The sequence below is a fragment of the Granulicella arctica genome (assembly GCF_025685605.1).
Lineage (GTDB): Bacteria > Acidobacteriota > Terriglobia > Terriglobales > Acidobacteriaceae > Edaphobacter > Edaphobacter arcticus.
Window position 1 is genome coordinate 19901 of sequence record NZ_JAGTUT010000007.1, and the last position, 22407, is coordinate 42307.

The window sequence follows — 22407 nt, forward strand, 5'->3', positions numbered from 1 at the left end:
TCGAACCAGTATCGGCTTGAGTGGCTATCAAATCGAGTCGTCTTCCGAAAAAAGGGAGGCTTGGTCAGCCGTTGCTTCGTTGGGGGCGATCCCCACCTCATCTTTTTCTACAGGCTCACCGGGTGGGGGAGCCTCCGCCATGCGCAGGAAATGCTTACCACTAGGCTCGATCACCTGTATGCCAGCCTTTCGAAGTCGTTCGATATCGTTTGGGGGCAACCAGGTGAAAATCACTAGCTGAAACATCAGCTTTGAAAGCTCGTTCGTTAACGAATTGAAAAGCAACTCGCGATGCTCGTCATCCGGATTCTGCTGTAGCGGCTCATCGAGAAGAACGAAACCTGGGTGGAGACCCCCTAACCCCAGAGATGCGTCAGCTAAGGCCATGCTGTATGCAGCGACGAGACGAGATTGATCACTAGCCGAGCCGAGTGCATGGAGGCGGCGCGCCCCTAAAAATGGCACATAGTTATCGTCAAGGCGCACCTTATCGAGGTTTTCCGGTGTCACACCATTGTGGCCAAGTTCACGAATGTAGCGAACCAAGGCCTCTTCGAAGCGGGCTTTGCGAGAGAGAACATCCGTTCTCACCTCATTCAAGGAATCTATAGCGTCTACTCGTTTTATCCACGCATCGACCTCTCCTTGAAGCTGGGCAATTTGTTTCTTCACCTCGACAACACGGTCTTGCTCTCGCTCTGCCGCCGACAGGTCTGCCGCCCGACGCGTTAGCTGCTCACGGACAGTTCCGATAGCATCCGCTACCGAGGTTATCGTTTGATCAGCCTCTTTCAGCTTCTCATCGATTACGGCGAGCTTTCCAGCCTGCGCCGCCATTGCAAGCCGTATACCTGTCTCGTTGCTTTTCATCAACGAACGATCTCTCCGAAGCCCCTCTATATGTGCCTCGACCTCTACTGACGATTGCCTAGTAAGCGCGAATGTAGACGGATCAAGATCCCGATGACACGTTGGGCACTCAACATGGTCTAGACGGCCAACACCTGTGCTTTTCAATCGCAATAGGTCCACAGCCGACTGTATCCGTCCGTCGAGACTGCCTCCCAATTCAGCAGCCTGCTTCCTCTGAAGCTTCAATGCGTTCAGATCAACATTCAACCGATGGCGTTCATTCTTCAGCTCGATGGCCTGCTGTGAAACCGCTGCCATCGTGGAGAGATCATTTGGGTCAATCGGGTCTGTTGTCAGAGCTTTCCGAAGATTGACTATCCGGCTCGCTAAAGAGGTAATGCGGGCATCCAGATCAACACTGGCACCAGCCTTAAGTGTCTCTAGCAGGCTGCTCTCTCGCCACCTTTTGGCAATACTGCTGATGGTCCCGTGACTCGACCAGGATACCCCCCAGCCTCGCGCGCTGAAGAGCGCGTTTACGCGACCAGCAACATCCTCGGCAGATTCTTTCAGGACAGCTCGCTGTTGAGCAGCTTCCTGTTGAAAAACTCGAAGAGCGATATTGTCTACAGCCCCAAGCAGATATTCGGTAGCAATCTCCCCAATCTGAACCTGAGAGTAGCGACTGACTTGGAGAGCCTGTACTGCCGTCCATCCTTCCTTTTGCTCGATATAAAACGAAGGTGCCAGGTTTTCAAGGTAAATTTCAGATGGCTCGCCTCGAAAGGTTGTTACCTTTGTTCTCGGCCAGTTCATCCATGCGAAAAAGAAGTGCTGGAAACCGCCTGCAACGTCCTGCATTGTCTTGCGCCGCGTTTGCATGACACTGCGCCGAGTCTCTCCGTCAGGGCTCTGTTCCGTGACTTCAATTTGTGTGGTTTCACCAACCACGGGACGAGTCAAGATCAGAGACCGACCATCCGAGTGCAGGAGTCCGATTGAACATTCTGAACTCTCAACCTTAGCTCCAGTCGCTATTGGCAAGTCGATCTCGTCCAGAACAGCGTCTGGGAAATAGGCGGCGTCGTTCGGCGATACTCCGAACATCACCTCCACGCCAAGACACCAAGCGACTGCCTTTGCGGCAAGGGACTTTCCGTAGGAATTGTGCGCAGAAATGACCTGCACCCCTGCCCCAAGGTTAAGGTGCCCCTCAAACGCTCCTTTGTCTGAGGTGCCGCGAACCGCGATAAAAGTCAATCGGATCACTGCCCCTCCAGCATAGACACGGTTATTCGGATGCTCTTCAGTTCTTGAAGCACAGCTCGTTCAGGCGTGAACATACCTTCTCGCTCAGAAGATTCCAGCACGTGAGCCAAGAAGAGGTTGCCGGGAATGGTGAGCAGATATTTCCGATCCCAACGCAAGATGCCGTTTGCCACCATAAACTGCACAACCTGATCGTACGTGCTGTCTCCCGTGTAGCCTCGACGAAGACGCTCAGAAGAACCAGGTAGGAAGTCTGATCCATTAATGGAGCGCGCCCATCGTTGAAGCGCACGAACAAGGATTGGGCGCTGCGCTACGAATTGCACCAGCTTTAGTCTTGCCGACTCAATGCGCAACGAACCGTCAGCTTCAGTCTTGCCGTGGATGCTAATTCCAAGCGCTATGATCGTCATTCTGTAGTCAAGGTCGTAGATCGGTGAAGGGGCTAGGCGTTGAGGGCGAACTACAGGCTTGGCATGGTCATGTAACAAGTCAGCAAGCTTGTCGATCGCCGTTAGATTTTCCATTTAGGACACCTTTTCCCAGTCAATGGGGCACAGGCCTATTAACCTTGCGATCTCACCGTTGCTCACGTCTTCAATCATCGATGCATAAGGACCGAACTCGACGGCAAGGATCTCTCGCGCCTCGGTCGCCATGTCTTTCAACTCCTTCCACGGTTCTGTAGAGCTCAGCATTCGCTGATTGACCCGCGTCAGAATTCTTCTCCGCCCCTCCTGCAGCGCCCGATGCAAATCAGGCAGTGTCTCATCTAGTTCTTGTTCAAAAGCAAGATTTACCCGCCAGTCGTGGCGGAAGTCCTCTGCGAGTCCATCTATGGCGGATTCCTTCCCCGGCCTGATCAGCTTCAAGGTAGCGATTTTGGCATCAAAGCCTTGTGGTGGTAGAAGAGCGATGGCATCTGCCGATGTCTTGACTTTGTCTGCCATCACCCTGCTCTGGAGAGCATATAGAGCCAGTTCATCAGCAAAGTACCGTTGGGAGAACTCCGTTGGACCGATAATCTGGACATCTACACCGGCAGCAACGAAGGTGCCTTGACTCGCTTGAACAAAGGCGGCAAGTGCAGTGTGGATCGGCCCAATGACCTTGTGACTTTCGAACCAGTTGCAGATCAGCACAATTTCTGTGATCTTGGCGCCTGCCGGAAGTATGCTGGGCAGTGCTTTGTTCTCTGCATGAAGGAGCTTTTTAGCTTTGCTCGTCAGCTCGCATAATCGAAGCAGATCATCAGAAAACTTCGAGATGATTGCCTTTTCCAGATCTTTCAACTTCTTGAAAGAGTTGGGGATGGGACCATAGCAGCAGTACGCTTTTTTGCCCTTATGCGAGAAGCCGTCTAAGCCCCCGTCTCCTTGCGGTTTGGCTGGTACCCGTTGGAAGCCACTGACAGTGCGTTCCAGATGAATGCATACCTCTGTCTCAAAGACAGAAGCGGACAAACCACTCAAACACTTCGCGTATTCGTCAATAGAAGGCATGGCAGACAAGGAGGACACTATCGAGCTTCTAAACAGTGTTGCATCTCGCCATGCGCGAGAGAAGGAGTAGGGCGGCTAGGCTCGTTGCTTCTTCCGTGGCGAAGCAGAGCGACGTTGAGGTAAATAGTCCTTGGGCAACTCATCGCCCTTGTCTGGCAAGTCGCTGCCGAGTTGATCTAAAACATTCATTGCTTCGAGTATTTTTGCGCTGTTTGGCAATTTTCGATTATGTACCCATTCATCGTGTTCTAGATGAGCAAGCCTTTCAGCTACGGCCACATTAATGAACTGGTTCAAAGACACACCTTCTTTCTCCGAAAACGCTTCGGCGTTCTTTCGGATTGAAGGCATGAGCCTTAGAGGAAACCTTTCGCCCGACGCTGCCTTGCGGGGTTCTGTCGCCATCACATTTCACCTTTCCGGAGAGCCGTTAGGAGCTCAACAGGAGAAAGAACAAGTATTCCGTACTGATTGCCAGGACGCTTGAAGTGCTTGGCGTTTTGGGTAACCAGTGCATCTGCCCTTCCGTTGATAGCCACATCTAGAATCATGTCGTCGTTAGGATCACTTGATAACGGACGTGGCTTTATAGACACTTGGACCGGTTCCGCTAGCTCCTCCAACGCCTCTATAAGGGTCAGAATCTTTCTACTCGTTTGTCGAGAAGCTGCCAGGTGCTCCGGACGGAGCGCTACATCCCGATATTCTGCAGCAATTTTGTAGTCCATCAGAATCATTAGGTCTCCCGACAACACAAGGCGCAAAACTTCGGCGGCAGCTCCTCTGTTTGAACGAAGTGCAGTGATCAACGACGACGTATCGAAGACTATCCGCACGGACAGAATGGTACCACGGGCGGCACCATTATAGTTATCTTGCAGTGACTTTCGGCAGCTCATCCCATCGCGTAGTCCAGCGCGGTGAACGGTGCTCAGCTTTCAGCTTCCATGCGGCATCCTTCGGCCCTCCCCCGAGGATGCGGACGGTATCGCGCCCGAGGGTGGCATTGAGCTTGTCCATGACCTTCCAGGCTTGTTCCCTGCGATCACGGTCCAGCTCGCCCCAGAGGGCCGGTTGCCGGATGGTTTCGGGCAGCAGCTCCGTAATCATGACGCCGCACTTCGAGTAGCGAAAGCCGTCCCGCCAGAGCCGTTCGCCCAGGCGCATGGCGAGGGCGACCACTTCCCCGGTGTCGTTGGTCGTTTCCACGAACCTTGCGGAGGCTCCATTCGAGTAAAAGGGATCGTTGTTGAAGGTGCTGGTGTGCATGAAGACAAAGATGTTTTCGGCGGCAACCTTGTAGCGGCGCATCTTCTCAGCTGCGCGGGTGGCGTAGCTTGCGATGGCCTCACGCATAGTCTGCCAGGAGATGACCGGAGCGCCGAAGCTGCGAGTGACGGCGATTCCCTTCCGAGTCGGTTCCATCAGCTCCAGCGGCAGGCAGGAGATTCCGCGCAGTTCGTAAACGGTGCGGCCACCCGTCACGGTCATCAGCGCCCGAGCGTCGTCAGGGTTCAGGGCCGCGAGATCGGCGGCCGTCTGGACACCCAGCTTGGCGAGCTTCGCCGCCGATGCTCCACCGATGCCCCAGACTTCATCGACGGGTACCGTGGGCAGCAGCTCGGCGCGTACCGAGGCAGAGCGCAAGTCGCAGACGCCCGCGTACTGCGGTCGCTTCTTTGCGATGAAGTTGGCCACCTTCGCCAGTGTCTTCGTCGGTGCGATGCCAACGCACGTCGGGATGCCCACCCAGCGATGAACGCGGTCGCGCAGCTCACGCGCAAGAGGCTCCACTTCCCTCTCGCCGAACTCGCCCAGGTTCAGGAAGCTTTCATCTATGGAGTAAGTCTCAATAGTGGGCACCATCGACAGCAGAGTAGAAGTGACTTTCTCAGACAAGCTCCCGTACAACGCGTAATTGCTTGAGAAGACCGCTATGTTTTCGCGCTTGATGATGTCCCGTATCTTGAACACGGGGTCACCCATTGCCACCCAAGGTCGCGCTTCCGCACTTCGAGACACGGCACAACCATCGTTGTTCGAGAGCACGATAACCGGTCTGCCTTCCAAATCGGGCCGGAAGACGCGCTCACAAGAGACGTAAAAGTTGTTGCAGTCGATGAGGCCGAAGACTTCGCCCATCAGGTTTACCGCAAGGTGTGGATGGCGTGTTTGACGACGCCGAAGACGTGAAGATCTTCCCCAATCGAAACGCGGATCGGCTGGTATCGAGGGTTGGCGGGTTCGAGCCACACGCAATCGGGACCACGACGCAGGCGCTTCACCGTGTACTCACCGTTGACGGCCACGACCACAACGCAGCCATTATCAGGTTTCGCGGCACGGTCCACGACCAGGAGATCGCCGTCGAGGATGCCGGCGTCTCTCATGGAGTCGCCATCGACCCGCATCAGGAACGTGGCGGCTTTGTTGTCGATTAGGAAGTCGTGGAGGTCGAGCGGTGTTTCAAGGTAATCCTCTGCTGGACTGGGAAAGCCTGCGGGAACGCTTCCATCAAAGTACGGTAGGACTAGAGGCCAGTTTGTGGTCCATTCCACCAATTGCAAGCTCATCGCGGCCTCCTATGTCAGGTATAGCAGGAAGGGCGAAGGAAAAGCGAAAGATAGTAACTGGCACTCTAAATCAGGGCATCTATATACATCAAATTATATCGCTTTATCGTTTTGAATTTCTAAATATATAAACTTTTAGAGAGGTAAAGCCCCATCTTCAGCAGCAGCAACGGCGGTTCGCAGGAGTTCCGGGCCGTTGTTTCGGACGTTGCCGACTTTGGGATTGGCTTCGAACATCTCCATTTCGTCGGAGTCGAGCGGTCGCAGCAGATCGACCGGGAGCTGTTCGGTTTGTTCCCTGTCCAGCCATGTGTCGTAGTCGCGAGGGTGGAGGATAACGGGCATCCTCGGATGGACCCGGCTCATTAGTTCATTTGCCTCAGTCGTCACGATAGCGAAAGACTGCAGCCAGTGCCCCTCTTTGTCTTTCCAGGCATCCCACAAGCCTGCAAGCGCAAATGTGCTTCCATTGCTCAGTTCGAAGGCATAGGGCTGCTTAGGCGGCTTGCCTTCTTTTGGCCATTCGTAAAAGCTGGAAACTGGCACAAGGCAGCGACGCTTCTTAAAAGGTTCTCGCCACGTTGGAGCCGTGGTAATCGTTTCCGAACGCGCATTGATCGTAGACAGGCCTTTGATGTCCTTAAGATCCTTCGTGAAAAATGGCACCAGACCCCAACGAGCGAGAATCAACTCTCGGTCGCCCGTTTCTCGACTCTGCCGAACAATTGGCTGATGGGTCGTCGGCGCTACGTTATAGTCAGCATCCGGCATTGGAAGCTCAGGCGGGTTGAGCCGCGCCCGAAAATGCTCCGCCAGTTTCTGCTTATCGCCTTTACGAACATAACGGCCACACATGATTTCAAATCTCCAGCTTTAGGGTAAGCGAGAGTGGGCTCCGTGTATGGAGCCATTCAGCCTGCTAGTGCTCTAGCCACTTGAACCTTCGGAACGGGGAAGGGCGGTTCCCTTCCCCAGCTCCCAGCCAGGACCGGCAAGAACGACCGCCCCTGTCTCGGAGACTCCCCATCCCAACGGGGACACCCCGTAACGCCCCCAAGCAAGTTGAGCGCGTACCGCGCGATGCGGAGACCAGGCCTTCCTGAGGGACTCCGTCCCTGGCGCGCGCAAGAGCCACCTTTATCTTCCGCGCTGCGCTTGTGCAGACCGGGCGAACTACCGCCCGCCCTTCGGGAAAGGAATCCGGCTCTTGCACTTGCCGCCCCTGCTGGCGTGGGCCAGGGCCAAGGCGTGTCTGTGAGAACAGCCACAGCCCAACCATTCAAATGCAAGAACAACCTAAACGGCTAACAGCTTAGCCACCTAACCATTGAGCAACACAGGAGAACACCATGATCAACAACCTGAACCGTTCCGCATTAATGGGCTATCTCGGAGCCGACGCCAAACAGGCCGCCAGCACCGCGCCCGTCACTTTCTCGATTGCCGTCTCTTCACATTGGACGGACAACTCGGGCGACCGGCAGACCCGCACCGATTGGCAGAACATCGTTGTCTTCGGCAATCTCCGCAAGTACGCAGAAAAGCTCAGAAAGGGAGACCGCGTGTACGTCGAGGCCGAGGCTCGGAACAACAACTACGAACGCAAGATCGGCACCGAGACCGTGAAGTTCTACGAAACCGAGTTCCTGGCCGCAGCCATTGAGCGGGTTGCTATCAGGACTGAGACCGACACGGACGAGTAAGCAGCGCGAAGGCTTAGCGGGGCAGTGCAGGAACACTGCCCCCAATCATCCACGATGCATATACCCCAGTCAGGAGTGACAAGGCATGCACACCGCAGCGATTGCAGAATCAGGATACCGGAACCTCCCTCTTTCCATGCTGGACGAATCCAGCACCAATCCCCGTCGTACCTTCGAGCCGACCAAGCTGGTCGAGCTTGCCCAAAGCCTTACTATTCATGGCCTTATCCAGCCCATCACGGTGCGACCCAAGGGAGAACGCTTCGAAGTCGTCGCAGGTGCAAGACGATTCCGTGCCGCGCAGATCGCCGACTTGGCTGACGTGCCGACCCGCATCCTCGAACTTTCAGACGAGCAAACCATCGAAATTCAGATCGTTGAAAACGCACAGCGCCAGGACGTTCACCCCTACGAGGAAGCGACCGGCTATCAGCGGCTTCTAGACTTTCCCGGCTACGACGTGGCAGCCCTAGCTTCGAAGTGCGGCAAGAGCCAGAGCCACATCTATGCGCGGCTTTCACTGCTACAACTCATTCCAGACGTAGCCGATGCCTTTCAGCAGGAACGCATCACCGCCAGTCACGCCAACCTGATTGCGCGACTCACGCCGGAGCAGCAGGCCGAGGCATTCAAGAACTGTTTCCGCAAGGACTGGCAGGACAAGGAAGGTCATCTCCTACCCGCGAAGCATCTCGCCGCATGGATCGACACCAATCTGTATTTAGCGCTGGCGGAGGCTCCCTTCCCTACCGACGACCCCACCTTGAACGCCGAGGCCGGGGCTTGCCTTACCTGCCCACGCCGCACCGGGTTCAACACACAACTCTTTGCGGATGTGGAGGCCGACCACTGCCTTGACGCCGCCTGCTACGGAAGCAAGGTCGCGGCAGTTATCGCACGAGAGATCGCTGCCAACCCTGGGTTAGTACAGATCAGCACCGAATGGAGGCCCGCCAACGAGCGTTCGGCAGGACAACTACTCCCCAATGACTACCGGCGCGTTCAGACCCCCAAGGAAGGCTCAGGCGAGGCCACACAGCCAGTGTGCTCCCATGCAACAACCGCCATCATCACGTACGGAGACAGCATCGGGAAGCGTCTGCCCATCTGCGCCGCTCAAGAATGTCCCGTTCACCGTCCAAGGCACACCGTTACCCCGGCGCCGGACTTCGAGCAGCGGCAGCAGGAGGCCCTATGCGAGCGCGAGGAACGGCAACAGCAGCGAGACAAGCGGGAGAAGGCTCTCCGCGCCCTCATCCTGCGCTTCCCTTCTACGGCGACCGAACAGCAGATGCGCTTTCTTCTGAAGGCGCTTGTAATCGGTGACTTAGAAAACTCACTTGAGCGGGTTGCAGCACGGCTGGATGACGATCAAACGGTCAACATGGCCTCAGATGACGTATGTGCCGAGGTAATCGACTCCCTTATGCCGTCTTCCCTGATGGGCTTCCTTGCGGAACTGGCCCTCGGGAGTCACGTAGACGTTCCTCAACCCGAGGAGCGCGACCTTTTGAAGGAAGCACTTTCTCTTTTCACAGCTCCGAAACCCATTCTGCCCCTGTTGCCACCGAAGGCTACGAACAAGAGGGCATTGAAGATACCGACGAAGAAATCCAGCAGACCGAAAGCGTAATCCGGTGTGGAGGCCGGGCTACCGGCTTCCACATTCCGTTCCCAGTGACGATCTCAACCCTCGAAACCAGCATCTCTGATCACGCATGTCCGGTTTGCTCTCTAATATCTGTTTAACGGAAGTAGTCATCTGGTGTGGTCTGCCGTGGTCAGCCATTTAGCCATCCAAATTGCTAGTGTTCTAAGCACTTGAACGGTCCGGACGGGAAGGGTAGTTCCTTTCCCCATCTCTATCCCAACGGAAATACCCGTAACGCCCCCAAGCAAGTTGAGCGCGTACCGCGCGATGCGGAGACCAGGCCTTCCTGAGGGACTCCGTCCCTGGCGCGCGCAAGAGCCACCTTTATCTTCCGCGCTGCGCTTGTGCAGACCGGGCGAACTACCGCCCGCCCTTCGGGAAAGGAATCCGGCTCTTGCACTTGCCGCCCCTGCTGGCGTGGGCCAGGGCCAAGGCGTGTCTGTGAGAACAGCCACAGCCCAACCATTCAAATGCAGGGCATTAAGATGTAATAGCATCTTAGATTGCTAGACATTTAGATTGTTAGCGTGCTATCATTAAGCCATTGGTGGTGCAGGAACACCGCCCAACCCGCTCAGCCACACAACCCATGTCAGGAGACGAAATGAAGAAGACAACTGCCGAACGGCCCAACGTTTACCAGATCGTTACAGACCGCGTCATTGCCAGCCTGAAGGACGGCATCATTCCGTGGGAAAAGCCATGGAAAGCACCCACGTTCGACGGCGGCAACTTCCCTCGCAACTTCACCACCGGCAAACCCTACAGAGGCGTGAACGTTTTCCTTCTCTGGGGCGCACGCTTCAGTTCCCCTTTTTGGTTGACCTTCAAGCAGGCGTTGGAGTTGGGCGGGAGCGTCCGCAAGGGTGAAAAGGGCTCGCAGATCGTCTTTTATAAACAGCTTCAAAACCGGAAAGACAAGTCAGACGATGCACCCGTCACAAAAAAGGGTAGCAAGGAAGACGACCGCGCTCCGTTCATCCTCACCTACTACACCGTCTTCAACGTAGAGCAATGCGACGGATTAACCATCCCGACCGTTGAACCGGCACCCGTGCTACCGATCGACACCGATGAGACCTGCGAAGCGATTGTTAGCGCCTGGGCTGGCCGTCCGACCATTCGTACCGAGGTAGCCAGCGAAGGACGCGCTTACTATCGTCCCACCACGGATTCGGTCCACCTCCCCGCACGATTCCGTTTCATCAACACAGCCCACTACTACGCGACACTCTTCCATGAATTGGTGCATAGCACCGGCCACGAAAGCCGTTTAGCCCGTAGCATCAGCAACCAATTTGGTGATGAGCTTTACAGCAAGGAGGAGTTGGTTGCAGAGACCGGAGCCGCTTTCCTTTGCGCCATCGCCGGAATCGCTACAAAGCACACCGAGCGGAACACCACTGCCTACATTCAGAACTGGATCAGCAAGCTTGAGCAGGACAACCGCTTGATCGTCCAGGCTGCAGCTAACGCCCAACGCGCCGTGGACCTTATCACCGGCCACAGCTTCGAAGGCCAGAACGCCGAGGAAGGGGAGGGAAGCGCCGAAGATACTGGCGCACCCTCTTTCCAACACTTTGAATTGTTAGCGGCCTAGACCTCTAGTATGCTGATGCTCTAACCATCTACCCACCCAACAGGTTAGAAAGGCACACCATGCATGTTGCTGTAGCCAGTTTCAAGGGAGGAGTCGGGAAGACCACGACGGCGATCCACATAGCCGCGTATCTCCAGACACTCGGCACTACTTTACTTCTCGATGGAGATGGTACCCGCAACGCAACCGAATGGGCACAACGCGGCCAAGGCCTGCCGTATCGCATCGCTGACGTGCGTTCAGCGGTTAAACTCGCACGAGAGTTTGAGCACACGGTGATCGACACCGGGCAGAGACCGAGCGATGCAGACTTGAAAGCCCTTGCTGAGGGTTGTGACCTACTCGTCATCCCCGCCGTTCCCGCCACGATGGACAGCGATGGGCTGCGGCAAACCATCGAAGCGCTTGCGGAGATGAAGGCCGACAATTACCGCGTCCTCATCACCAAGGCACCACCGCCACCGCAGGCCGAAGCGACAAATCTGCGTACCGCCTTGGAGAAAGCTGGGATTCCCGCCTTCAAGGTAAGCATTCCACTCTTAAAAGCGTTTGAGAAGGCAGCGGCGGCAGGCGTAATAGTCTCCGCAGTAGATGACCCACGCGCTGCGCGCGCCTGGGAAGCGTACGTCTCAACAGGAAAGGAAATCGTAGCGTATGGCCACACCCACTAAGACCACTGGTAGCCAGTTCGAAGGTCTACTCGCCCCTCGTAAACGTCCTCAGCCCGATGAAAGTGAGTCCACACCCATTGAAGCAAACGATACCGCTTCGAAGAGCCGACCGTCTGCTCCTAAGGGAGAAACAAAATCTTTGGCAAAGAGCAAGGATGATGCCTATCAGGGTAGGACCTTCTACGTCCGCAAGAAAACCTACGCTGAATGCGACTACATGCTGAAAACCAGCGATGATCCACGCGACATGTCTGACCTGGCAGAAGACCTATTGACGGCATGGCTTGCTAAAGAGGCTAAGCGGTCAGCACGCTAGTGTTCTAGCATTTAGAAGTGAGGACCAATGGAACGTCTTTCATCGATAGCCAGCAAGACCTTTGTTGACGATCTCCGAAGTGAACCAACGCCGTCACAGGGAACAGTTCAGGTCCCCAGCTCCACGAGCCTCGTGCCATCACCTCCGAAGAAGTTAGCAAAGGTCTCGAAAAAAGATGGCGCTAGAGACTATTCAGCAGAGCGTGAGGCTGCCCGTTTAAACACAAGCGACAGGGTGGCGGACCTCGCGGTATCAGGACGCGACCAAACGCTCGGGGACGAATACATCAAGCTCGCCCAGGCAATGATTCTCTGCACCCTTCCGCATAGCGCTACAAAGGAGACCAAAATCACACGGCGCGCTCGTCTAGGCGACGGTACTACGCTTGCCGTTACCTTCTCTGCAACGGCGGACGGAATCGGTCTACCCCACGGAGCCGACCGCAAGCTGCTCTTTTGGCTCTTGGATCGTGCTATCCGCAATGACAGCCCTTTTGTTCCTTGGTCGAGTGCCGCAGAGTTTGGCCGAGAAATGGGTTTGGAGAAGGGTGGACGAACGAACAAGCAAATCAAGGAGCGTTTCTCCCGAATCGCGGGTTTGGTTATCAGCATTTCGCGGAAGGGAACTGAAGCAACCGCGCTCGATACATTCCCTGTGATCGCCCGCGCCTATCTTCCGAACTCCATTGCCGGCGACACCAAGCAAGCGAGCTTACCTGAAATGGGCGATCGCTTTGGAGTTCTCCTTCATGCTCCGCTCTTCCAAGACATCAAGAAGCACAACATCGTCATGCCCCGCCGCCTCTGGTTGGATTTGAAGGGGCCGACTCCTGTCCAGGATCTCGTTTTCTGGCTCTATTACCGTTGCTATGCGGCATCGAGCGAATCAATTATCCCCTGGGATGCTTTGAGTGATCAGTTTCCGCAAACCGACTCTAACCCGTATCGCATCCGCCAGCATCTTCGGAAAGCTATCAAGGTGCTCAAGATTCTCTGGCCCGCTGCTCAGGTAAAAGAAGACCCAAGGGGATTGTGGGTAGCAAAAGCCAGTGCGGGAATGCTTGACGACGATGTGACCAAGAACCGCGTACGCAAGCTGTAGATTGCTAACGGTCTAGAAGGCTAAGATTCTATATACGCGAAAGCCCACCTACGTTATATTCAAGCACCTCGCAGTCTTCTAGGCTTTTAGACGTTTAGAGTGCTGTATACGCCAAAGCCCACCCCATAGCTTTTTTGACACCTGTTTACGACTTTTTTTGCCCTCAATAATCCTTTCAACCTCTCTTCGAGTGCGGAAGGTGGGCTTCCGCGTATAGAGATACATATCCGCTAAGAGCTTCATCCAGCAAATAAGGGCATTTCAACCCCTAAAGGTGGGCTTCCGCGTATTTCTCGAAGAACAGGGCAAAGGCTAGGCTAGGTTTGTATACGCGAATGTGATGTCAGAAATGACAAGCCGATCAAAGCGCAATGAGGTGGGCTTCCGCGTATGACCAATCAAGCAGTGGGCTTCCGCGTATGTCCGCAGGCTGTGGAGATTTCCACGGTCACAGGTGGGCCTCCGGGTAGTGCAATGTGGGCTTCCGAGTATGAGATTGTGGGCTTCCGAGTAGCGTAAAGTGGGCTTCCGCGTCGAAAACAGTGGGCTTCCGCGTCTCCCTATATAAGGAAGCATGAGGTACATGAGATCAAAAGAATAAGAGGTCGCAGGAGTAGGGCCTGTGGCCCCTGCGGAAATGTTAAAAACTTTTCTATTGATACTAAGAATCTTCACGTTTGAGGCCAGCAGGGAAGTCGGGCATTCTCAAAACGTCTTTAGAAGCCGGTGATGGCGAGGGGGTAAGTGACCTTGTGGACTGTGACTCTTCAAAATCTTGCCTCAGATGCAAGTACTCCGCATAACACTCTGAACAAGACCCGACGTGAAGCAGTGCTGGATCGTTAGGGCTGATACGGTCCTCGGCCAGGGCCTGCAAAGTGTCCTCTTCTGGGCAGCCCTTTCTCTCTGGGTTAGGAAATGATTCCCGGAGGAAGTCCTTCATCAGCTCTCGATTCACTTACTTTCCCTTTCCTCACAGCAAGATTGCCTTCTGGTTCAGGCTGTTTCTTACGCCGATTCCCGTCAACGACAATGGAAATCCGATCCTTCACTCGTTGCATCGCCTTCGCTGCGGCAGCGTAGTTCATATCAAGGAACGCTGCAATCTGGGCCGTGGATTCCCCCCGAGTGAGCAAGACGAGGATAGCGCGATCTCTTTCTTTGAGCGAGAGGGAAAGCTGTTCGAACAAAATCTTTGTTTCTACATCGATCGCAAATGACTCAGTCACGCCGCCGATGTGCTCCAGCTCTGACCCCGCGCCTCTCAATTCCGCGCGGCCAGCACCAGTCCTTCGCCAATCGCGCACTTTGCCACGAAGGGCCATATGGGCATACCGCCTAGGGGACCTGATGAGTTCGCCACGATCTCGCATGATCGAGCCAATTTCCTCAGCCCAATTCGCAATCTGAGCTTGATCAAAATCCGGATTGTCGCGAGTAACCCACACAAATGCGGTCTCGCAGGCTATTTGAAGTGTTGGACATAGTGGGACTCCCTTGCTGTCTACGAGATGCAACTGGGCCCTAAGCATGTGCTCTGAAGAAATTTGATGCAGGGGTGTCAAAAAGCCTCCCACTCAACGCGCCTATTAGTAGATGCCTAATCTACACCTTTTGTTCGCCTCGTTCAACGGACAACGGAGATAGCAAGGAGGTTCAACTTTATGTCTCTGACGGCACCATGAGACACAGTTTGCGGTGACACAGCAACAAGAACACGGCGGCGGAAGTCCCGCGTGTCGGTGAGGTCGTGCGCCGCAAAACTCCGTTACTTGGAGTGATTCACCACCAAGAAGGCTCTTTACAGAGCACAAACGAAGACAGTCAACAGCTAATACAGGAGAACTCCCTTGACCGCAACGATGAATTACCGCCTTTCAGCCATGGCATCCAGAACTTTCACCAAGCAGCGGGCTAAGGATGCTGCTCTCACACTCGGGCCTGTTTTGCTTGCAGTCGCAATTTCTCCCATCGCAGCTCACGCCCAGGGAAGTGTGGACGTGACCGGCGTTACTGCCGCAATGAAGACCATCGAAACGAGCTGTCTGCTTGGCGGCGCACTCGCCGTCGTGATCGGGATTGTCTTCGGAGTGTTCCAGTTCATGGGCCGAAACATCTCCGGAGGCTTCATGGCAATCGGCGGCGGATTGTTCGCCGGAATTGTCATTGGTTTTGCACCACAGTGGGTTTCCTCGCTCACCGGACAGAGCATTTAGCCATGCAGACAACCAAGCGTGGAGAGCCACTGGCGATCAATCAAGCCCTCAACAAACCCCGGCAGAAGCTCGGTCTGAGCTTGCCAATCTGGATGGGCATTGTGATTGCCTCGCTGATGGCTCTCCTGCTTCGGTTGTTTGTTTTATCCATCGTGATGTTCGTTGTGATTACCGTGGTCTGCTCGGTCATCATCCGCAAACACCCCAAGATGTTCCAACTGTGGGGCCTGAGCTGGACCCAGAAGAGCTACTATGACCCGCGCAAACGCTAATCCATGGTTCACCGACGCCGGGGCTGCCAACAGCATCATGCCCATTGTCCGCTTCGTCACACCTACCGTGTTTGCGAGCAAGACACGCGGCTACGGCTTGCTTTTTGAAGTCGATGGAGCCGACGAAGAAGGGCTCACCGACCCCGAGATAGCTTCCAAGATGCGAGGCGTCGAAGGCGGTGTACGCGGCCTTACGGAAGACTTCGGGCTCTACCAGTACATGCGCGTGACCTCCGGGTTCGAGATTCCGCGCCAGAAGAAGTACGCCGATCCCATCACCCAATCCTTTGTAGATCATCGGCTGGATTTCCTTTCAAAGACAGCCAACTTTCGCCGTATCGACCTCCACTGGTGCCTCACCCTAGAGCCCAAGTTGGCGTCTCCATTCGCGGCCAAGCCGAAGGATCAGGCCGACGAGAACGACCGGCTCATCTCCCAGCTTCAGAAGGCAGCAACCATTCTTGAAACGCACCTGAGCAGCGTCATCGGGTTGAAGGTTGTAGGCAAAGAGAAAGCCTTCAAGTTCTTTGCGGAGTTGTTCAATCTTGAAGCATGGGCAGGGCACATCCCGCTCGTTTCAGACCAGGGAGTAGACCAGCAGATCGCCACAAGCGCGGTGTCCTGGCACAACGATCATCTGCGAGTAGGGAAGCGCCATGTGCAGATGTTCTCCGCGTCGAGCACGCCCGCCGTGTCACAGCCCTGCCTCTACAGCAGCATCACCAATCTGACCTGCGACAGCGTGCTTTGCACCACATGGAGGCCGCAATCTTCCTCCACCGTACGCAAGGAAATCAGCGCCCAGGAGAAGTGGATTGACTTCTTCAAGGTCGGCATCTTCCAGCGCATCATGGCCGGGAAGAACTTCGCCCAGCTCGACCAGGGCGCGGGTGCAAAGGCGGCTTCGGAAGGTGTGGACGATCTTGGTTTAGTCGTTAAGGAGTTGGGCAAGAAAGCTCAGGGCAAGTACACTGTGACGCTTCTCCTCTCGGCTGAAAGCGGGGAAGAACTCAGGGAGAATACGCCACTCGTTCACCGGACTTTCGTGGACGCCCAGGCGACCGTGATCGAGGAAACCATCGGGAACCTCTCAGCGTTTTACGCGATGTTCCCCTTCAATCAGCGCTACAACGTCTTTTCCCTCTGGCTTGGAGAGGATCATCACGCTCGTCTCTACATCGGCAAAGACAACCGCAGCCGCCAGCTTATCAATCAAGCGGTGCGGGTCGAATTGCAGGAGACCGGGAGGCTTGGAGCGGAGCAAAAGACTTTCTTCGTTCTGGCCCATCGTTCCGACATGACCGGCGCGGATCGAGGGTGGGCAGCGCGGTACAAAACGGGGGACATCCTTATATACGAGAAGGGCAGCAAGGCCCATGGGATAGCCAGGAACAGCACCGCCGTTGTGCTTTCCGCAGACGCCAGGAACAACACCATTACAGTCCAGCAGGACGGCGGGAAGGCCATTACCTACGATCCAAAGCGGTTAAAAGGTGTGAACGCCTACCGCGAAACCCAGAAGGAGTTTGCGACCGGCGATCGGATACAGTTCACAACGAAAAACAAGGATTTGGGTGTCAACAACCGCGATCTAGGCACCATCACCAAGCTCGAGACCGGACAGGTTACCGTCCAGATGGACGGCAGGAAAGAACGCACCGACCAGTTCGACCCGGCCAAGATGAGGCACTTCGACCACGGCTACGCCGTCACGTCTCACGTTTCGCAAGGGCTTACCGAGGGCCGCGTCATCGCCAATATCGACACGGATTCGGCCCGCTCTCTTATCAATACCCGGCTAGCCTACGTCGCGGTTTCGCGTGCGGAGCACGACGCGAGGATCTACACCAACGATGCGGACGGGCTTGGAGCACGGCTGGCAACCGACATCAGCAAAACCTCCGCCGTGGACTTCCGCAAGTCTCCCGACCCAGCTCCACAGAAGAACACCGTTGTCCAGGTGCGTGAGTATGCCGACCCAAACCATCGCATCGCAGCGGTTGCGCTGGCCTACGCAGAGCACCCTTCCAACAGTGTCGTCATCGCCAAAGACCCAGCCGAGCGGCGGGAGTTGAATGAACTTATCCGAGCCGACCTGCAAGCGTCGGGGACCGTTGCACCGGATAGCAAGGCTCTTCCCGTCCACATCGAGAAGGAATTGACGAACCCGAAGCTGGCGGCTCAGTACGCCCCCGGCGACATCATCCAGTACCGCCAAGGGAGCCCAGCCAGCCAGGGAATTCCAAACGACAGCGCCGCCGTGGTCGTTGCCACGGACACCAGGAACAACCAGCTCACCGTCAGGACCTCTCACGGCGACGAGGTGATCTACAGCCCGCATCTCACTACAGCCATGACCACCCAAAGCAAGGTCTACCGCGAGGAACACCAAGAGTTCGCGCCGGGAGACCGAGTACGAATGTCCCAACCCAATGCCTCGCAGGGCATCCGAAAAGGCGACTTTGGCACCATTGCCGCCATCGGAGATAACCTAGAAGTACGTCTCGACAAGGGCGAAAGCGTGCGACTGACCAAAGAACAAGCGAAGCACATCGAACACGGCTATGCCGTTGACAGCCTCAAGACGGGTGCTCCAGACAGAGTTCTTATCAGTCAGGATGGATCGTTCCAAGCTACATCCGAGTCCGTTTCGCTCTCCCGCACAGGGCGGGAGGTGAGTGTCTACACGTCTGATGGATCAGCTCAGGCGAACGCTGTAGCTCTCACCATTGCACTTCCGGAACAATTGAAGCCTGCCATTGCCCTTCAAGTTCAGCAGCAAAGCGAAGCTCCTTCCAGCGCCATTGCGCTGGATCAAGCTCCTGTCGTCCAGCATCGCCACAGTCGTGGGCGCTAACCTTCAAAGGATCAACCATGCGTTTCCTCTCCCCCACCCGCGCCCTTGTCACCGCTTCCCTTGTTTGTGCATTGACCCCTGCCCCGGCCTTTTGCGCTCCAAACAACCGGGCCATTCGTGACCAGCTCGTAGCCCTCTACCCACTCACCAGGGTAGGAATGAATGGTTTAGCCGGTTTCGACTACACACGGGTCACTGAGCCAGGACCTATCCTAGCCGTTCGGCTTCCCGGCATTTACGCCGACGTTGCGAACACCAAGAACGCCATCATCGAGACAAATTACACGAATGGACAGATCACTCAGGCGACCGACTTTGCCGCCGCCTTCGGTGGCAATACCAGCCATTCGCGCACGCTTGCTCCGAATGAGAAGGTCTATGTCACGCAGATCACCGTGAAGCGGGATGCAGCCATGTTCGAATTGCTCACCGTCGATGTCGCAACCTTGGGAGATGGCCGAGGGACCCGTTATAGAGCCGAAGTGAACGTCAAGCTCCCAGGCCTGGAGAACATGACGCCCGAGGACATGAAGAAGACCATCGACACCATCATCACCGACCCAGCCACAGCTTCAACCGTCGAGAGCAAGACCATCAAGCTCGGTATGAGACCTGACGAGGTGAAGAAGTCGCTCGGCAACCCAGACAAGATCGTTGATCTTGGGGCAAAACAGATCTACGTCTACAAAGACATGAAGGTGGTTTTTCTCAACAGCCAGGTATCAGACGTTCAGTAGGTTCGTTCTTTGGAGGAGGAACTATGCCAGTAGGAAAGCGTTGGTGTGGCGCTATGCTCATCGGAGCAGGTCTAATGCTTTTTGGGGCCTCTCATCAACATTGGCAAGAGTGGGCAGGCTTCGCAGTGTTTGCCGCCGGTATCGTCCTGATCCTGCCCAAGTCGATTACAGGAAGTCCTACACCGTAAACGCGTCTTTTTATCTTGTGTCCTTACATAAATACATGACCGTTGTCGGGACGGTGGCAATGTGGGAGGGGCCGGTTCTTTGGTCCCTTCCAAGCGCCGGTGGGAAGGGTGGGACAGCTTCACCGTTCCACGCTTTCCATGGACGCGGCATTTCCACGGTCCGTTTGCCGCTTGTCTGATGCCGGATCGCATGGTACGCTTATGTTGTTCATTGCAAAAGGTTTACGTCTGATAACGGTCATTCTGTATAGTTGACCTGTAGCGGCTCGATAGAAATGTCATGGTCCAGCCCATTAGAACTGTCAGGTTCTAAGGATGGGATGGATCTCGATGAGCGAGCGCGATCTGAGGCGGATCGAAGTGTTGAGTGACGTGCGGGCTGGGCGTCGGACGGTGGCTGCGGCGGCAGCCGTGCTCGCGATCAGCGGGCGCCAGGCGTTTCGGCTGCTGGCCCGCTACGAGGCCGACGGCGGCAGCGGGCTGATCCACAAGGCGCGTGGAAGAAGATCCAACAGAAGTCACAACGAAGGCATCCGGAAGTACGCGGTCGAACTGGTCAAGACCAGGTACGCGGACTTCGGGCCGACGCTGGCGACCGAGATGCTGCTGGACAAGCATCAGCTCCGGATCGGCAAGGAGACCTTGCGGCGATGGATGATGGCCGAAGGTTTGTGGCTGTCGCGAACACAACGGAGAACCTTCCACCAGCCGCGGCTTCGACGCGAGAGCTATGGCGAACTGATCCAGATCGATGGCAGCGACCACCGCTGGTTCGAGCAACGCGGTGAGCCCTGCACGCTGCTGGTCTTCATCGACGACGCGACCAGCAAGCTGATGCAGTTGCGCTTCGTGCCAAGCGAGAGCACGGACTCCTACTTCGCGGCGCTACAAGGCTATCTCCAGACGCACGGCTGCCCTGTTGCCTTCTACTCGGACAAGCACACGGTCTTCCGCGTCAACAAGCCGGATGCGAAGGGCGGCCAGGGCATGACACAGTTCGGCCGCGCACTGGCAGAGCTCAACATCGAGATCCTTTGCGCGAACTCCAGCCAGGCCAAGGGCCGCGTGGAGCGAGCCAACCGCACCCTGCAGGATCGGTTGGTGAAGGAGCTTCGCCTGGCGAACATCAGCGGCATGGCTGCGGGTAACGAGTTCCTGCCAGGGTTCCTGGAGCGGTTCAACGAGAAGTTCGCGCTGGCCCCGGTAAGGACCGAGAACCTGCACCGAAGGCTCAACGTGCAGGCTTCCCGACTGACCGACATCCTGTGCCATCGTGAGCTGCGTCATGTCAGCCAGCAACTCAGCCTGGCGTACGACCGGAAGCAGATCCTGCTGGAGCGCAGCGAGCTGGCCGACAAGCTGCCCGGCCAGTACGTCGAGGTCTACGACTTCGCCGACAGACCGCTCGAGGTGCGCTGGAAAGGCCACTTGCTTCCCTATCGGGTCTTCAGCAAAGACCAGCGTGTGAGCCATACAGCAACGATCGAGAACAAGCGCCTGAGTCATGCGTTGACGATTGTCAGGGCGCAGCAGGAACTCAAGCGCCCGACTACGGTGCTAACCAACAGCGCCAAGGGTGGGTACAAGAAGCGCGGCCGGCAGATCTATGGGCCAGACTATGTCGAAAAACCGCCGGCGCCCAAAGCTGTGGAAATATGCAAAATCGCCAAGTGCGGCGATTTCACACATTCCCACAGCACGACGGCTACGGCTCTATACTGACATTTCTAATGGGCTAGCCACCCTGTCATTCCTAACGAGCTACAACATGACCTGTAGCTGCAAAGTAGGAATGTCAGATAGGTTGGGACATCGGGTAATCGGAATAACCTGTCGCGTCTGAGGCGTAGACGGTGGTCCAATCGACATCTGCTAAGGGCGCGCCGATCTTGTAGCGCTCCACAAGGTCGGGGTTCGAGATGAATGGCCGTCCGAAGGCGACGAGATCCGCTAGGCCCGATGAGATCAAGCGATTGCCTCGGTCGCGATCCATCATCACGTTTGCGATCAGGGTGCCTTCATACAATGGACGGAAGTGTTCGAACATGCCGTCGCCGGTCAACTTCTGGAGTGGCGTGCCTGTGAAGTCTGTCATGTTCCCCATCAAGAGAAGGTGCGAGAGGTGGTAGCCGCTCAGCTTTTGGATGGCATATTCCGCAATTGGCAGCGTTTCTTCGTTTGCTGCAAAGGCGCCGCCTTCGTGCATCGGGCTAAGCTTGATTCCTGTCCTTTTGTTGCCCACGGTTTCCACTACCGACTCGACTACTTCGAACAGAAAGCGCGCACGATTCTCAAGCGCGCCGCCGTAGGCGTCCGTCCGGCGATTCGTCGACAGGTTCATGAACTGGGCGATGAGATAGAGGTAGTTAGCGAGGACCTGTACACCGTCGAAGCCTGCCTCGATCGCGTTCCTGGCGGCACGGGCATAGTCGCGCACCGTGGTTTGGATCTCCTCCGTAGTCATGGGGCGGGGAGCAACCGTGGGCTTCCTCCCCTCGCGGGTCACAGACACCTGGCCCGGATCGACGTCGGATGCGGATAGCGGCACCGCACCGTCGCGAAGCTCCGGGTGTGAGATGGCGCCCGTGTGCCAGAGCTGGGCGATAATCTTCCCGCCTCGCTTATGGACTTCGTCCGTCACCTGACGCCATCCGCGTACATGCTCCGGGCTCCAGAGGCCTGCTGTATCCGCCCATCCAAACCCATCTGGACTGATGGCGATGGCCTCAGAGATGATTAGGCCGGCGGTCGCCCTCTGGGCATAATATTCAGCCATCACGGCGGTGGGCACATGATCGACCGGATGTGCTCGCATACGGGTGAGAGGTGCCATGACGATCCGATTCGCGAGCTCAAGATCGCCCAATCGGTAGGGGGTAAGTAGAGGCTGTTCAGACAT

Annotated in this window: 21 protein-coding genes and 1 pseudogene; 12 read left to right on the forward strand and 10 right to left on the reverse strand. The window is 56.1% G+C overall.

What is annotated here, in order from left to right; all coding sequences use genetic code 11:
• Positions 1–27 precede the first annotated feature (27 nt).
• The 8 genes from OHL20_RS24600 to OHL20_RS24635 all read right to left on the reverse strand — a co-directional run bounded on the left by OHL20_RS24600 (position 28) and on the right by OHL20_RS24635 (position 7051).
• Positions 28–2121, reverse strand: coding sequence for a hypothetical protein (locus tag OHL20_RS24600; RefSeq protein ID WP_263385954.1), 2094 nt, complete (start codon positions 2119–2121; stop codon positions 28–30).
• Positions 2118–2648 carry a hypothetical protein gene (locus OHL20_RS24605; RefSeq protein ID WP_263385955.1) on the reverse strand — a complete coding sequence of 177 codons (531 nt, stop codon included), beginning with the start codon at positions 2646–2648 and terminating at the stop codon, positions 2118–2120. The genes OHL20_RS24600 and OHL20_RS24605 overlap by 4 nt, the downstream gene beginning before the upstream one ends.
• Positions 2649–3641: a hypothetical protein gene (locus tag OHL20_RS24610; RefSeq protein ID WP_263385956.1), complete on the reverse strand. Its 993-nt coding sequence runs from the start codon at positions 3639–3641 to the stop codon at positions 2649–2651.
• Between the two features lie 57 nt (positions 3642–3698).
• Positions 3699–4028 carry a toxin-antitoxin system HicB family antitoxin gene (locus tag OHL20_RS24615; protein WP_263385957.1) on the reverse strand — a complete coding sequence of 110 codons (330 nt, stop codon included), beginning with the start codon at positions 4026–4028 and terminating at the stop codon, positions 3699–3701.
• Positions 4028–4522 carry a putative toxin-antitoxin system toxin component, PIN family gene (locus tag OHL20_RS24620; protein ID WP_263385958.1) on the reverse strand — a complete coding sequence of 165 codons (495 nt, stop codon included), beginning with the start codon at positions 4520–4522 and terminating at the stop codon, positions 4028–4030. The genes OHL20_RS24615 and OHL20_RS24620 overlap by 1 nt, the downstream gene beginning before the upstream one ends.
• Positions 4494–5765: a Y-family DNA polymerase gene (locus tag OHL20_RS24625; protein ID WP_263385959.1), complete on the reverse strand. Its 1272-nt coding sequence runs from the start codon at positions 5763–5765 to the stop codon at positions 4494–4496. Before OHL20_RS24625 ends, OHL20_RS24620 begins: the two co-directional genes overlap by 29 nt.
• 5 nt (positions 5766–5770) lie before the next feature.
• Entirely contained in the window at positions 5771–6196 is a 426-nt protein-coding gene (locus tag OHL20_RS24630; protein WP_263385960.1) for a LexA family protein, read from the reverse strand.
• 135 nt (positions 6197–6331) lie between these two features.
• A complete protein-coding gene (locus OHL20_RS24635) occupies positions 6332–7051 on the reverse strand; it encodes an SOS response-associated peptidase (RefSeq protein ID WP_263385961.1) in 720 nt (239 codons plus the stop codon).
• Between the two features lie 494 nt (positions 7052–7545).
• On the opposite strand from OHL20_RS24635, the gene OHL20_RS24640 reads away from it, so the two are divergent.
• The 6 genes from OHL20_RS24640 to OHL20_RS24665 all read left to right on the forward strand — a co-directional run bounded on the left by OHL20_RS24640 (position 7546) and on the right by OHL20_RS24665 (position 13238).
• Positions 7546–7899 carry a single-stranded DNA-binding protein gene (locus OHL20_RS24640; RefSeq protein WP_263385962.1) on the forward strand — a complete coding sequence of 118 codons (354 nt, stop codon included), beginning with the start codon at positions 7546–7548 and terminating at the stop codon, positions 7897–7899.
• A gap of 85 nt (positions 7900–7984) precedes the next feature.
• Positions 7985–9532 carry a ParB/RepB/Spo0J family partition protein gene (locus OHL20_RS24645; protein WP_263385963.1) on the forward strand — a complete coding sequence of 516 codons (1548 nt, stop codon included), beginning with the start codon at positions 7985–7987 and terminating at the stop codon, positions 9530–9532.
• 622 nt (positions 9533–10154) lie between these two features.
• On the forward strand, positions 10155–11150 hold the full coding sequence (locus OHL20_RS24650; protein WP_263385964.1) for an ArdC family protein: 996 nt from the start codon (positions 10155–10157) through the stop codon (positions 11148–11150).
• Between the two features lie 59 nt (positions 11151–11209).
• Entirely contained in the window at positions 11210–11821 is a 612-nt protein-coding gene (locus OHL20_RS24655) for a ParA family protein (protein WP_263385965.1), read from the forward strand.
• Entirely contained in the window at positions 11805–12137 is a 333-nt protein-coding gene (locus OHL20_RS24660; RefSeq protein ID WP_263385966.1) for a hypothetical protein, read from the forward strand. Before OHL20_RS24655 ends, OHL20_RS24660 begins: the two co-directional genes overlap by 17 nt.
• 462 nt (positions 12138–12599) lie before the next feature.
• A complete protein-coding gene (locus OHL20_RS24665; protein WP_396272932.1) occupies positions 12600–13238 on the forward strand; it encodes a hypothetical protein in 639 nt (212 codons plus the stop codon).
• Between the two features lie 911 nt (positions 13239–14149).
• Here the strand turns inward: OHL20_RS24665 and OHL20_RS24670 are convergent.
• The gene (locus OHL20_RS24670) at positions 14150–14563 is read right to left on the reverse strand and encodes a sigma-70 RNA polymerase sigma factor region 4 domain-containing protein (protein WP_263385967.1); all 414 of its coding nucleotides are present in this window, start codon (positions 14561–14563) and stop codon (positions 14150–14152) included.
• Between the two features lie 525 nt (positions 14564–15088).
• On the opposite strand from OHL20_RS24670, the gene OHL20_RS24675 reads away from it, so the two are divergent.
• From OHL20_RS24675 to OHL20_RS24700, 6 genes and pseudogenes are all read left to right on the forward strand, one after another.
• Positions 15089–15454: a hypothetical protein gene (locus tag OHL20_RS24675; protein WP_263385968.1), complete on the forward strand. Its 366-nt coding sequence runs from the start codon at positions 15089–15091 to the stop codon at positions 15452–15454.
• A 2-nt stretch (positions 15455–15456) separates the two neighbouring features.
• The gene (locus OHL20_RS24680; RefSeq protein ID WP_263385969.1) at positions 15457–15726 is read left to right on the forward strand and encodes a VirB3 family type IV secretion system protein; all 270 of its coding nucleotides are present in this window, start codon (positions 15457–15459) and stop codon (positions 15724–15726) included.
• Positions 15707–18583 carry a VirB4 family type IV secretion/conjugal transfer ATPase gene (locus OHL20_RS24685; protein ID WP_263385970.1) on the forward strand — a complete coding sequence of 959 codons (2877 nt, stop codon included), beginning with the start codon at positions 15707–15709 and terminating at the stop codon, positions 18581–18583. The genes OHL20_RS24680 and OHL20_RS24685 overlap by 20 nt, the downstream gene beginning before the upstream one ends.
• Positions 18584–18600: 17 nt before the next feature.
• Complete coding sequence (locus OHL20_RS24690) at positions 18601–19320, forward strand: hypothetical protein (RefSeq protein WP_263385971.1); 720 nt, start codon at positions 18601–18603, stop codon at positions 19318–19320.
• Positions 19321–19343: 23 nt separating this feature from the next.
• The gene (locus tag OHL20_RS24695; protein WP_263385972.1) at positions 19344–19508 is read left to right on the forward strand and encodes a hypothetical protein; all 165 of its coding nucleotides are present in this window, start codon (positions 19344–19346) and stop codon (positions 19506–19508) included.
• Positions 19509–19823: 315 nt separating this feature from the next.
• A pseudogene (locus OHL20_RS24700) lies at positions 19824–21110 on the forward strand (ISNCY family transposase); the annotation flags it as partial.
• Between the two features lie 193 nt (positions 21111–21303).
• Here the strand turns inward: OHL20_RS24700 and OHL20_RS24705 are convergent.
• Positions 21304–22407, reverse strand: a complete 1104-nt coding sequence (locus OHL20_RS24705) for an alkene reductase (protein ID WP_263385973.1) — start codon at positions 22405–22407, stop codon at positions 21304–21306.